Consider the following 12,444-nt stretch of genomic DNA (forward strand, 5'->3'; position numbering starts at 1 on the left):
AGCTAGCGAAACTGACGTAGGAAGAGAGCAGACCGACAGCCATGGCTGAGGCTCAGAACATCCCGGTGGGCAGCACGACCGCCGGCCAGATCGCGGTGGCCGCCGAGTCGACCGTCGCCACGCGCATGAGCGCGCCCCCGTCCTTCGACGTGGCGGACTTCCCGGTCCCCCACGGACGCGAGGAGGAGTGGCGGTTCACCCCGCTGGAGCGCCTGCGCGGGCTGCACGACGGCACCGCGGTCGCCACCGGCGGCGGCGTGAAGGTCGACATCACGGCGCCCGAGGGCGTGGTGATCGAGACCGTCGGCCGCGACGACGCCCGGCTCGGCAGGGCCGGCACCCCGGTGGACCGCATCGCCGCCCAGGCGTACTCGGCGTTCGAGAAGGCCGGCGTGGTCACCGTCCCCAAGGAGACGGTGCTCACCGAGCCGATCCGCATCGCCGTGCACGGCGAGGGCGGGGTCCGCTACGGCCACCAGGTCGTCGAGCTGGGAGCCTTCGCCGAGGCCGTCGTCGTCATCGACCACACCGGTGACGCCGTACTCGCCTCCAACGTCGACTACATCCTGGGCGACGGCGCCAAGCTGACCGTCGTCTCCGTCCAGGACTGGGACGACAAGGCCGTGCACGTGGCCCAGCACAACGCGCTCATCGGCCGGGACGCCACCTTCAAGTCGTTCGTGGTCACCTTCGGCGGCGACCTCGTCCGGCTGCACCCGCGCGTCTCCTACGCCGGCCCCGGCGGCGAGGCCGAGCTGTTCGGCCTGTACTTCACGGACGCCGGCCAGCACCAGGAGCACCGCCTCCTGGTCGACCACAACACCCCGCACTGCAAGTCGAACGTCGCCTACAAGGGCGCGCTCCAGGGCGAGGGCGCCCATGCGGTGTGGATCGGTGACGTGCTCATCGAGGCCAAGGCCGAGGGCACCGACACCTACGAGATGAACCGCAACCTCGTCCTCACCGACGGCGCCCGGGTCGACTCCGTGCCGAACCTGGAGATCGAGACCGGCGAGATCGTCGGCGCGGGACACGCCTCGGCGACCGGCCGCTTCGACGACGAGCAGCTCTTCTACCTGATGGCCCGTGGCATCCCGGCCGACGAGGCCCGGCGTCTGGTCGTCCGCGGCTTCTTCGCGGAGCTGGTCCAGCAGATCGGTGTCGACGACATCGAGGAGCGCCTTCTCGTGAAGATCGACGAGGAGCTGGAGGCCACCGTCTGATGGCCTTCCTACGCGCCTGTGGGCTGAGTGAGCTGGAGGAGGACACCCCGAAGCGGGTGGAACTCGACGGCACGCCGGTCTCGGTCGTCCGTACCGAGGGGGAGGTGTTCGCCATCCACGACATCTGCTCCCACGCGAACGTCTCGCTCTCCGAGGGCGAGGTGGAGGACTGCCAGATCGAGTGCTGGCTGCACGGCTCCAGCTTCGACCTGCGCACCGGTAAACCGTCCGGCCTTCCCGCGACGCGCCCCGTCCCCGTATATCCCGTAAAGATCGAAGGGGACGATGTGCTCGTCTCCCTTTCCCAGGAGTCCTGAGGCACCCATGGCAACGCTTGAAATCCGAGACCTGCACGTCACCGTCGAGGCCGACAACGCCACGAAGGAGATCCTCAAGGGTGTCGACCTGACCGTGAAGCAGGGCGAGACGCACGCCATCATGGGCCCCAACGGCTCCGGCAAGTCGACGCTCGCCTACTCGCTCGCGGGTCACCCGAAGTACACCATCACCGGCGGCACCGTCACCCTCGACGGCGAGGACGTCCTGGAGATGTCCGTCGACGAGCGCGCCCGCGCGGGCCTGTTCCTGGCGATGCAGTACCCGGTCGAGATCCCCGGCGTCTCGGTCTCCAACTTCCTCCGTACGTCCGCCACCGCCATCCGCGGCGAGGCCCCCAAGCTGCGGACGTGGGTGAAGGAGGTCAGGGAGACCATGGAGCGCCTCCACATGGACCCGGCCTTCGCCGAGCGCAACGTCAACGAGGGCTTCTCCGGCGGTGAGAAGAAGCGCCACGAGATCCTCCAGCTCGAACTGCTCAAGCCGAAGATCGCGGTCCTCGACGAGACGGACTCCGGCCTCGACGTCGACGCCCTGCGGGTCGTCTCCGAGGGCGTCAACCGCGTCCGCGAGACCGGCGAGGTCGGCACCCTGCTGATCACGCACTACACGCGCATCCTGCGCTACATCAAGCCCGACTTCGTCCACGTCTTCTCCGGCGGTCGCATCGTCGAGTCCGGCGGCGCCGAGCTCGCCGACAAGCTGGAGAACGAGGGCTACGAGGCATACACGAAGGGTGGCGTATCAGCGTGACGCAGTTGCCGGGCCTCCTCGACACCGAGGCGATCCGCAAGGACTTCCCGATCCTGGACCGCCTGGTCCACGACGACCGGAAGCTCGTGTACCTGGACAACGCGGCGACCTCGCAGAAGCCGCGCCAGGTGCTGGACGCCCTGAGCGAGTACTACGAGCGGTACAACGCCAACGTCCACCGCGGTGTGCATGTGCTCGCCGAGGAGGCCACGGCGCTGTACGAGGGCGCGCGCGACAAGGTCGCCGAGTTCATCAACGCGCCCTCGCGCAACGAGGTGATCTTCACCAAGAACGCCTCCGAGTCGCTCAACCTCGTGGCGAACATGCTGGGCTGGGCGGACGAGCCCTACCGCGTGGACTCCGAGACCGAGATCGTCATCACGGAGATGGAGCACCACTCCAACATCGTGCCGTGGCAGCTGCTGGCGCAGCGCACGGGCGCGAAGCTGAAGTGGTTCGGGCTGACCGACGACGGCCGCCTCGACCTGTCCAACATCGACGAGATCATCACCGAGAAGACGAAGATCGTCTCCTTCGTGCTGGTCTCCAACATCCTGGGCACGGTCAACCCGGTCGAGGCGATAGTGCGCCGGGCACAGCAGGTCGGTGCCCTGGTCTGCATCGACGCCTCGCAGGCCGCGCCGCACATGCCGCTGGACGTACAGGCCCTCCAGGCCGACTTCGTGGCCTTCACCGGTCACAAGATGTGCGGACCGACGGGTATCGGCGTGCTGTGGGGCCGGCAGGAACTCCTCGAGGACCTGCCCCCGTTCCTCGGCGGCGGCGAGATGATCGAGACCGTGTCGATGCACTCGTCGACGTACGCTCCCGCGCCGCACAAGTTCGAGGCGGGCACCCCCCCGATCGCGCAGGCGGTCGGTCTGGGCGCGGCGATCGACTATCTCCAGGCCATCGGCATGGACAAGATCCTCGCCCACGAGCACGCGCTGACCGAGTACGCGGTCCAGCGCCTGGCGGAGGTCCCCGGCCTCAGGATCATCGGCCCCACCACGGCCGAGGACCGGGGCGCGGCGATCTCCTTCACACTCGGCGACATCCACCCGCACGACGTGGGCCAGGTCCTCGACGAGCAGGGCATCGCGGTCCGGGTCGGCCACCACTGCGCGCGGCCGGTCTGCCTGAGGTACGGAATTCCCGCGACCACGCGAGCGTCGTTCTATCTGTACTCCACTCCGGCCGAGATCGACGCACTGGTCGAGGGGCTGGAGCACGTACGGAACTTCTTCGGCTGACGGGAACGGGCTATCGCATGAAGCTGGACTCGATGTACCAGGAAGTCATCCTGGACCACTACAAGCACCCGCACGGGCGTGGTCTCAGGGATGGCGACGCCGAGGTGCACCACGTGAACCCGACGTGCGGCGACGAGATCACCCTCCGAGTGAAGTACGACGGCACGACGATCGAGGACGTCTCCTACGAGGGCCAGGGCTGCTCGATCAGCCAGGCCAGCGCCTCCGTACTGAACGATCTGCTGGTCGGCAAGGACCTGGCGGACGCGCAGCGGATCCAGGAGACCTTCCTCGAGCTGATGCAGTCCAAGGGCAGGATCGAGCCCGACGACGCGATGGAGGAGGTGCTGGAGGACGCGGTCGCGTTCGCCGGTGTCTCCAAGTACCCGGCCCGGGTCAAGTGCGCCCTCCTCAGCTGGATGGCATGGAAGGACGCGACGGCCCAGGCGCTGGACGCCGGAGCCGACGCCGAAAGGAAGACGGCATGAGCGAGACCGTTGAGATGAAGCCGGCCTCGGAGGAAGAGGTCCGCGAGGCGCTGTACGACGTCGTCGACCCCGAGCTGGGCATCGATGTCGTCAACCTCGGCCTGATCTACGGCATCCACATCGACGACGCGAACATCGCGACCCTCGACATGACCCTGACCTCGGCGGCCTGTCCGCTGACGGACGTCATCGAGGACCAGGCCAAGTCCGCCACGGACGGCCTCGTCAGCGAACTCCGCATCAACTGGGTGTGGATGCCGCCGTGGGGCCCGGACAAGATCACGGACGACGGACGCGAGCAGCTTCGGGCGCTCGGGTTCAACGTCTGAGCAGCCGATCGACCCCGTCGAGGCCCCCGGAGATGTTCCGGGGGCCTCGCTCCGTTCAGCGGCGCATTGCACGGACGAACGTCCGAAAGGCGCTGAGCCGCTGATTCCCGTGCAGCCCGCGGAGCGCGGCGAGGAAGGCCACGAGCAGGGAGAGCACGCAGATCAGCGGGACGAGCAACAGGAGGAGCACCTCGGGCAGGGACACGGTGTGCCTTTCGACGGAACCGGATGTGCGGACCGGGTGATCGAATCTCCACGAGGTGCCGTCCCGCCTGTGACGACCGCGCTCGGAGCACGGTCCTCGCAGGTCACGAAGGGTGGACGGGATATCCGGACCGGTCCGGTTCAGTACCGGAAATCCCGGTCGGGATCGCGGGCGTCCTCACTCCGGAACGGTTTGAACCAGTCATCGGGATGGAGGTTCGCCATGTCCATGTGCTGGTTCACGCTGTTCCCGGGGTCCTCGATCCCCTCCATCCACGGCTCGTACAGCATCAGCACGTCGTGGTCCTCGAACAGAAGATCCTTGCAGGTGAACCAGTCGTAGTCGTCGGGTTGTTCGGGAAGCCCTTCGGTGAACTCCTCGGCCAGATCGGGGTTGTCCTCCGTGATCGCCGCGGCGTGTTCCAGCGCGAGATGCAGTGCCATTTCCTCACCTGTGCTGCGAGGGCGGGGCGAATGCCCCTCCTTGATGTCCTTGGCGAGGTCATGGAAAGTCTGGATCATCTGTTGCCGCCAGACCAGGCTCTGGTTCCAAGTCTGCGATGGCAGAACGTCGAAGCAGCCGATGGCCCAGTCCGAGGTCGTGATCGGTCGGTCCTGGAGCTCCTTCAATCCCTCGGCGGCCATGTCCGCCTCGATTTCCAAGGCCGCCTCAAGAACGCGAAGCGTGCGTGGACTCGGCCGCCAAGGGGTGTCGTCCCACTTGTCCTCTTCGTCGAAGGGGACGTCGTGCGCCCGGACGTAGGCGAGAACGGGCTTGTTGAAGTAGGCGGCGGACGCAGGGTCACCCAGCTTGGCGGCACGTCGGTAGCACTTGTGAGCCTTCCCGTACTTGGCACGCCGTTGATAGAGATTTCCGAGGAGCCGCAAGGACGTCAGGTCACCACTGTCGAAGGCACGCTGGTACCACTCTCTGGCACTCCTGGCCGCCCCGTTCCACTTCCCTTCCCGTTCGGCCTCGTGGAAGAGATTCTGCAGAGACTCATCGATCCGCCGACTGCGCTCCTCCGGGTCCTCGTCCACAGGATGGATTCGACCGCGCCACTCATTGAGGAGCCCGAGGGCACGCATGGCCACGCAGTCCCCTGCCTCTGCGGCAATGAGGTAGAGCTTCTCTGCCTCCTCGTAGTCTTCCCGTGCGAGGAACACCTGGGCCAGGTTCGTGGTGCACTCGCGGTGGCCTCTTTGTGCCCCCTCCAGATAGAGCCGTTCCGCTTCCTCGTACTCGTTTCGCCGATAGGCGAGGAGACCGAAGCGGAAGTAGGCCTCCGGGACCTCCGCGTCGAGCGCGATGCGCCACAGCCTTTCGGCTTCCTCATGCTCGCCGCGGTCCTCATGAACGTTGGCCAGCCTGGCCGCGGCGTCGGGCAACCCTGCGTCGAAGGCCCGGCGCCACCACTTTTCCGCCTTCTTCCGCTTCCCTTTGCGGTGGGACCGAACTCCCAGGTTGAGCATGCCTCGGGCGTTGCCCGCCTTCGCCAGCCGACGCCACCAGGTTTCTGCTTCCACCTCCCTGTTCTGGTCCAGGAAGATGGAGCCGACGTACAGCATGGAGTCCACGTGACCCGTTTCGGCGGACGGCAGGAAGGCACGCAACGCCAGATCGATCCGCTCGGCCCGGTAGCAGGAGACACCCACGCTGTAGCGCTCCTGAACAGACCTCGCGTGCTCCACGGCGGCCTCACGGACGGCATCGGGAACAGGAGGTGCGTCGGGCAACTGGGACAGGGTGTCGACCAGGTAGTCGAAGGGACGCCACAGATCCTGTCCGGCGGGCATCAGGAGTCGGCTCGCCCCGAGAGGGTCCTGGCAGGCCCATGCCATGGCCTCTTCCAGAGGCTCCGGCGAGAGCATCGCGCTCTCCTCATCTGCGAGGTAGCGGGAGTGCAGCGAGGCGATCAGCTCGGTGGACACCGGGACGAGCCCGCAGCGGGCCAGGTCGACGGCCGTTGACACCAGGGCGTGTCCGCGCGGATTTCCACCCAGATAGCGGGCGTTGTGCCAGCGGTCCCACAGAGGTGGGCCCGCGGAGACGTATTCGGCGATGCCGTATCGCTTGTGGTGGCGCAGCGCTTCGAGGAGCCGCGGATCGGTCTGAGTCTCGGTGCGAGCGAGTTCGCCGTCGCTCCATCTGCGTCGCAGGTCGATGATGTGGGCAGCCTTGAGTACGGGGTCGCTGAGATCGATCCGGGAATAGGCGTCGTCCCCCTTCGCTGTTCCTGTCTGCCGAGGCGCGCGACGGTCGTACTCCGACAGCCGCATGGTGGCGAGGAGGACGGCTCGCAGACGGACCAGCTCACGCAGGACGACCTGATCGAGCAGGGACGGACCCAGGTAGTGCTCAAGGTCGTCCAACCACACCACGCACTGATGACCTCGGCGGGACAGGGCGCGGGCCTCTTCGACGCAGGAGTCCAGCGACATGCCGCGCCCGGGGATCAGCAACCCCCGGTCGGACAGCGCACGGGACATCGCTTCGAACGCCGCACGGGACTTGCCGGCGGTGGAATCCCCTCTGATCAGGACCAGACCGCCGCCGACCGCTGCCGCTTCGAGGGCCGTATCGATCTCGTGGTCGGCGTCTCTTTCGACGTAGGGCGGCACCGGACCGTGCTCTGCCGACTTACGTGCCTGGCGTACGCCCAGCAGGACGGGGTCGGCATCACACACGAGGGTGTGTGAGGAGTTGGGCTCGGCCGATGACGAGGGCATGGACGGCTCTGCCGTTGTGCCCCTGTAGAGACCCTGCCATCTCTTTTGGTTCCAAGAGAGGCCGGACAGCTGACTGACGGTGGTGAGGAGGCTTTCCAGCGCCGCCCAACTCTGCGGCCGACTCTGCCCGGTCTGCCAACTGCTCAGCGTCGTCCGAGTCAGGCGTATGCGCCGAGACTTCCGCGACGCTTCGTCGATACGGTCGAGCGTGAGTCCGGAGTCAGAAATGTGGCTCCGCACTGCCGCACCGAACTCTGGGTACTTCGCTTCCTTCGCCATACGCCCCCCGACAGCTTCAGCCCAATCCTGCCACCAACTGGAACGACGAGTCCGACAGATACTGCGAGCTGTACTCGAAGCGTTCCAGGCGGATCACGAAGTTGCTGTGGCGCAGGAAGTAGCCGGGGTAGTTCACCGACTCCAGCATCGTCGCGCTGGTGTAGGCGGCGTCCCGGGGGCAGAACGTGGCGTCCTGCCGGAAGAGGGACGAGCCGTCGTCGCGGTCGGCCCGCAGGACGAAGCTGCGGTGGCGCAGGTACTTGCCGTCATGGGTGGTGAACGAGTAACACGAGGCGTTCGCCAGGCCCTTGACCTGCTTGAAGGTGGAATCCTCGCGGGATTCCGCACCGCGGACCGGGTCCAGGCCCACATAGCCGTCGTCCACGTGCCAGAAGCGGTCGGGGTAGTTGACCGAGCGGACCGAGCGGTAGGTCACCGAGGGCTTCGGCTTGGCCGGACTGCCCTTGGAAGCCGTGGGCTTGGGCGGCTTCGGGGTGGGCGTGACCGCGACGGTCGGGCCGGTGCCCTGCTGCCGGGGGCCCCGGGGAGTGGGGGACACCGACGAAAGGCCGCTGTCGCCCTGTGGCGCCGTGGTCGTCACGGGCTGCGAGGAGAAGGAGATCAGGCCTCCTTCGTCCCGTGCGGTTTTTGACGAATCGTCACCTCTGTTGTCGGTGGCGGCTATCGCCGCGACGCAGGCAATGATCGTGGCCACCGCCAGCGCCCCGGCGAGATAGAGCCGTCGGGTGCCGGGTGTGCGGGAGGTGTCCAACGTCCAGCCGTTCTCCCAGGGGCGGTTCTGGGGCGGCCGGGACTTCTCTTCGGGCATGCGCTGTTCCTCCGGCGCGACGCGAGGCGACGTGCCGCTGCTGTGGTGGCGCGGTATGTGAATGGTGAAACACAAGTGGTTCGGAGGAACACTAGTGGTTGCCGGCGGTCCCGAGCAGCCCTTTGAACCGGCCGGTTTCCACATTCCCCGCTCAGCGGACTCTCGGCCCGCTCATATGCGGCGACGGCGACCCGCCGTTATGTACGCTCGTACACATGGGATACCTGCTGCTCGCCGGAGCCATCGCTGCCGAGGTCGGAGCGACCACGGCCATGAAGTACACCGAGGGCTTCAGCCGGCTCGGGCCCTCCCTGCTGACCGTGCTCGGGTACGTCCTCTCCTTCGCGCTGCTCGCCCAGACACTGAAGACGGTGTCGGTCGGCACCGCCTACGCGATCTGGGCCGGAGCGGGCACCGCGGCCATCGCCGCGATCGGGATGGTCTTCCTCGGGGAGGGGATGACGGTCACCAAGGCCGCCGGGATCGCGCTGATCATCGTGGGCGTCGTGGTCCTGAACCTGGGCGGGGCGCACTGATGGCCCGGCGATACGACCCCGAGCGCCGGCAGCGGATCATCGACGCCGCCATCCGGGTCGTGGGGGAGAAGGGGCTCGCGGGGCTCAGCCACCGCAGCGCCGCCGCGGCAGCCGATGTGCCGCTCGGATCGACGACGTACCACTTCAAGAGTCTCGACGAGCTGATGGTCGCCGCGCTGCGCCAGGCCAGCGAGGGCTTCGCCAAGGCGGTTGCCGCGCACGGCGCCCTGGACGACCCCGGCGGTGACCTGGCCGCCGGGCTCGCCCGGGTCCTCGGCGACTGGCTCGGCGGCGACCGCACCGGCGTCGAGCTGGAGTACGAGCTCTACCTCGCCGCCCTGCGCCGCCCCGCCCTGCGCCCTGTCGCCGCGGAGTGGGCCGACGACCTCGCCGAACGCCTCGCCCGCCGCACGGACCGGGTCACGGCACGGGCGCTGGTCGCGCTGATGGACGGGATCTGTCTCCAGGTACTGCTGACCGGGGCGCCGTACGACGAGGAGTATGCGCGGGAGGTGCTGGCGCGGGTGATCCCGGACGGGACCCGGGTGATGCGCTGAGATTCCCGCGCCGGCCGTGAACTCTTCGCGGCCCATCGGGCAACAGGGGGTGTCACGCACACCGACGAACCAGGGGGAGCCTTGTGAGTGGGCCACCGTCGTCCACGGCACGGACGGAGGGCGACGCGGAGGTCGTCGCCCGGTCGCTGGCGCAGCCGGAGCTGTTCGCGCGGCTCTACGACCGCTACGCGCCGGACATCCACCGGTACGCGGCCCGCCGCCTCGGTGACGGTGCGGCCGACGACATCACGTCGGACACCTTCCTCGTCGCGTTCCGGATCCGCTCCCGCTACGACCTGGCACGCCCCAACGCCCGTCCCTGGCTGTACGGCATAGCGGGCAACCTCATCGGCAAGCAGCGCCGCTCCGAGGTCCGGGCACTGAAGGCGCTGGCCCGCAGCGGGCAGGACCCCCTCGCCGCGTCCTGGAGCGAGTCCTGGGTCGAGGACACGGACAGCAGGATCGCCGCCCAGGGACCGCTCGCCGGCGCCCTCGCCGCCCTGTCGGCCGCGGACCGGCATGTCCTGCTGCTCGTCGCCTGGGCCGACCTCACCTACCAGGAGGTCGCCGAGGCCCTGGACATCCCGGTCGGCACCGTGCGCTCCCGGCTCAACCGGGCGCGCCGCAAGGTGCGTACGACGCTGGGCGCCGATCCCGCATTCGTGAGCGACGCGGCGGAGGTGGCGTAGCGATGGACGAGATGACGAAGGTGCGTGAACTGCGCGCCCAGGCGCAGGTGCCCGACCGCGCGCGGCTCGCGCCGGGACGGGCACGGCTGCTGGAGGCGGCGCGGGCCGGAGAACGGCGGCGGGCGCTGTGGCGGCGCCGGGAGTTCGTGATCGTCGCCGTCGTGGCCGCGGTGACCGCCGTCGCCGTGACCGCGGCCCTGCTGGCGGGCGGGGGCGGCGGACGGAAGGTACAGCCCGCCGTCACCCCCACGGTGTCCCTGAAGGGCGTGAGCGCGGCCGACCTCCTGCGGCGGGCCGCCGACGTGGTCGCCGCGGAGCCGGACGGCCCGGTGCCGGCCGCCGGGCAGTGGATCTACACCAAGGCGGCGCAGGAACCGCTCGACGAGCAGGCACTGCACGCGGAGGGTGCGGTGAAGCTGCTGGCGGGTCCGCAGGAGAACTGGATCCGCTACGACGGCACCGCGATGGCCACGATGGAGCTCGACCGCACGGGCTCCGAGCTCCACCTCACCACCAGGGCGATGCATCTGGAGAACGGCGGTGAGGGGGACGACCGGTCGGCGCGCGAGATGTACCGGGTCCTGGCCGCGCTGCCCGCCGACGGTGAGCAGACCCTGCGGGCGCTGCGCGAGAAGAACGCCATCGCCGATCCCAAGGGGGTGTCCCAGGCGGAGAACGACTACACCGAGATCAGTGTCCTCCTCGGCGCCGATGTGCTGCCGTCCAAGGGGCTGGCCTCGCTCTACCGGGCGCTGGCGACCCTGCCGGGCGGGACGGTCGTCGACCACCTGGTCGAGACCGCTTCCGGACGCCGGGTGATCGCCCTGGAACACCACGCGCGGTCCGCCGACGCCGAGAGCGGGGCGACGATGCGGGACCAGTGGCTGATCGATCCGCAGACCTACCGGATCGTCGGCATGCGCCTGGTCCTCGGCGAGAAGGTGGTCGGCGGCAACTCGCTCCTCGCGAGGGCGGTGGTCGACAAGGCGGGGGAACGCGGCTGACCCGCCCCCGGACCGGGCGGCCCGCACCACCGGGGAGTGCGGGCCGCCCATCACCCGAGACGCCCCGTGTACGGGTTCGCGTACCGTGCCCCGTGCCGGTTAGGTTTCCCTCATGACCGACACGACTGCTCCGCGCACCACCGGCGCCATCGCCGCAGGCCTCGCCACCGTCGCCGCCGACGGCACCGTCCTCGACACCTGGTTCCCCGCTCCCGAGCTCTCCGCCGAACCCGGCCCGGCCGGCACCGAGCGGCTCTCGGCCGACCGGGCCGTGGAACTGCTCGGCGAAGGCGCCGCCAAGGCGATCGGACCGGACGCCCGCCGTGGCGTCGAGGTGATCGCGGTCCGCACGGTCATCGCCTCCCTCGACGACAAGCCGCTCGACACGCACGACGCCTACCTGCGTCTGCACCTGCTCTCGCACCGTCTGGTCCAGCCGCACGGCCAGAGCCTGGACGGCATCTTCGGTCTCCTGCCCAACGTCGCTTGGACCTCGCTCGGCCCGGTCGCCGTCGACGAGATCGAGAAGGTGCGCCTCAACGCCCGCGCCGAGGGCCTGCACCTCGCGGTGACGAGCGTCGACAAGTTCCCGCGCATGACGGACTACGTGGCTCCCAAGGGCGTCCGCATCGCCGACGCCGACCGGGTCCGTCTCGGCGCGCACCTCGCCGCGGGCACCACCGTCATGCACGAGGGCTTCGTCAACTTCAACGCGGGCACGCTCGGCACGTCGATGGTCGAGGGCCGCATCTCGGCCGGTGTCGTGGTCGGCGACGGCTCGGACATCGGCGGCGGCGCCTCCACCATGGGCACGCTCTCCGGCGGCGGCAACGTCCGCATCACCATCGGCGAGCGCTGCCTGATCGGCGCCGAGGCGGGCGTCGGCATCGCGCTCGGCGACGAGTGCGTCGTCGAGGCCGGTCTCTACGTCACCGCGGGCACCCGGGTCACCATGCCCGACGGCCAGATCGTCAAGGCCCGCGAGCTCAGCGGCGCCTCGAACATCCTCTTCCGCCGCAACTCCGTCACCGGCACGGTCGAGGCCCGCCCGAACAACGCGGTCTGGGGCGGCCTCAACGACGTCCTGCACAGCCACAACTGAGCCCGCGAAACTGATCCGCGCCACCGAAAGTCGCCGCAGAGGACGGAGTTCCTCCGCGGCGACTTTTTTTCGTGGGGGTGGCATAGCGGCGGCGACCCGCACGCGTCACAAGGGTCGGAGGGGCGGCGCACA

Annotated in this window: 14 protein-coding genes; 11 read left to right on the forward strand and 3 right to left on the reverse strand. The window is 68.8% G+C overall.

What is annotated here, in order from left to right; genetic code table 11:
* Nucleotides 1-41: 41 nt before the first annotated feature.
* Genes sufD through ACZ39I_RS05555 form a run of 6 tightly spaced genes read left to right on the forward strand, consistent with a single transcriptional unit; the run spans nucleotide 42 to nucleotide 4,382 of the window.
* Entirely contained in the window at nucleotides 42-1,223 is a 1,182-nt protein-coding gene (gene sufD, locus ACZ39I_RS05530; RefSeq protein WP_467242961.1) for a Fe-S cluster assembly protein SufD, read from the forward strand.
* Nucleotides 1,223-1,540 (forward strand): non-heme iron oxygenase ferredoxin subunit, encoded by a 318-nt coding sequence (locus ACZ39I_RS05535; protein WP_356585869.1) that lies wholly within the window; start codon nucleotides 1,223-1,225, stop codon nucleotides 1,538-1,540. Before sufD ends, ACZ39I_RS05535 begins: the two co-directional genes overlap by 1 nt.
* Nucleotides 1,541-1,547: 7 nt before the next feature.
* Nucleotides 1,548-2,312, forward strand: coding sequence for a Fe-S cluster assembly ATPase SufC (gene sufC, locus ACZ39I_RS05540; protein ID WP_467242964.1), 765 nt, complete (start codon nucleotides 1,548-1,550; stop codon nucleotides 2,310-2,312).
* Nucleotides 2,309-3,565, forward strand: a complete 1,257-nt coding sequence (locus ACZ39I_RS05545; RefSeq protein WP_467242967.1) for a cysteine desulfurase — start codon at nucleotides 2,309-2,311, stop codon at nucleotides 3,563-3,565. Before sufC ends, ACZ39I_RS05545 begins: the two co-directional genes overlap by 4 nt.
* Before the next feature lie 17 nt (nucleotides 3,566-3,582).
* The gene (gene sufU / locus ACZ39I_RS05550; protein WP_352390547.1) at nucleotides 3,583-4,053 is read left to right on the forward strand and encodes a Fe-S cluster assembly sulfur transfer protein SufU; all 471 of its coding nucleotides are present in this window, start codon (nucleotides 3,583-3,585) and stop codon (nucleotides 4,051-4,053) included.
* Nucleotides 4,050-4,382 carry a metal-sulfur cluster assembly factor gene (locus ACZ39I_RS05555; protein ID WP_028809645.1) on the forward strand — a complete coding sequence of 111 codons (333 nt, stop codon included), beginning with the start codon at nucleotides 4,050-4,052 and terminating at the stop codon, nucleotides 4,380-4,382. The genes sufU and ACZ39I_RS05555 overlap by 4 nt, the downstream gene beginning before the upstream one ends.
* Before the next feature lie 55 nt (nucleotides 4,383-4,437).
* Here the strand turns inward: ACZ39I_RS05555 and ACZ39I_RS05560 are convergent, their stop codons facing one another.
* From ACZ39I_RS05560 to ACZ39I_RS05570, 3 genes are all read right to left on the reverse strand, one after another.
* The gene (locus ACZ39I_RS05560; RefSeq protein WP_467242973.1) at nucleotides 4,438-4,587 is read right to left on the reverse strand and encodes a hypothetical protein; all 150 of its coding nucleotides are present in this window, start codon (nucleotides 4,585-4,587) and stop codon (nucleotides 4,438-4,440) included.
* Nucleotides 4,588-4,727: 140 nt separating this feature from the next.
* The gene (locus ACZ39I_RS05565; protein WP_467242976.1) at nucleotides 4,728-7,595 is read right to left on the reverse strand and encodes a tetratricopeptide repeat protein; all 2,868 of its coding nucleotides are present in this window, start codon (nucleotides 7,593-7,595) and stop codon (nucleotides 4,728-4,730) included.
* A 16-nt stretch (nucleotides 7,596-7,611) separates the two neighbouring features.
* A complete protein-coding gene (locus ACZ39I_RS05570; RefSeq protein ID WP_467242979.1) occupies nucleotides 7,612-8,424 on the reverse strand; it encodes an AbfB domain-containing protein in 813 nt (270 codons plus the stop codon).
* Nucleotides 8,425-8,639: 215 nt separating this feature from the next.
* Here ACZ39I_RS05570 and ACZ39I_RS05575 point away from each other — a divergent pair, with 215 nt between their 5' ends.
* The 5 genes from ACZ39I_RS05575 (at nucleotide 8,640) to dapD (ending at nucleotide 12,312) form a co-directional block, all read left to right on the forward strand.
* On the forward strand, nucleotides 8,640-8,960 hold the full coding sequence (locus ACZ39I_RS05575) for a DMT family transporter (RefSeq protein WP_451476615.1): 321 nt from the start codon (nucleotides 8,640-8,642) through the stop codon (nucleotides 8,958-8,960).
* Nucleotides 8,960-9,517, forward strand: coding sequence for a TetR/AcrR family transcriptional regulator (locus ACZ39I_RS05580; protein WP_467242983.1), 558 nt, complete (start codon nucleotides 8,960-8,962; stop codon nucleotides 9,515-9,517). The genes ACZ39I_RS05575 and ACZ39I_RS05580 overlap by 1 nt, the downstream gene beginning before the upstream one ends.
* An 83-nt stretch (nucleotides 9,518-9,600) precedes the next feature.
* Entirely contained in the window at nucleotides 9,601-10,206 is a 606-nt protein-coding gene (locus ACZ39I_RS05585) for an RNA polymerase sigma factor (RefSeq protein ID WP_467242986.1), read from the forward strand.
* Nucleotides 10,207-10,208: 2 nt separating this feature from the next.
* A complete protein-coding gene (locus tag ACZ39I_RS05590; protein WP_467242988.1) occupies nucleotides 10,209-11,210 on the forward strand; it encodes a CU044_5270 family protein in 1,002 nt (333 codons plus the stop codon).
* A gap of 112 nt (nucleotides 11,211-11,322) precedes the next feature.
* Nucleotides 11,323-12,312, forward strand: coding sequence for a 2,3,4,5-tetrahydropyridine-2,6-dicarboxylate N-succinyltransferase (gene dapD, locus ACZ39I_RS05595; protein ID WP_352390541.1), 990 nt, complete (start codon nucleotides 11,323-11,325; stop codon nucleotides 12,310-12,312).
* Nucleotides 12,313-12,444: the final 132 nt, after the last annotated feature.

The organism is Streptomyces sp. NPDC024687 (assembly GCF_055559055.1).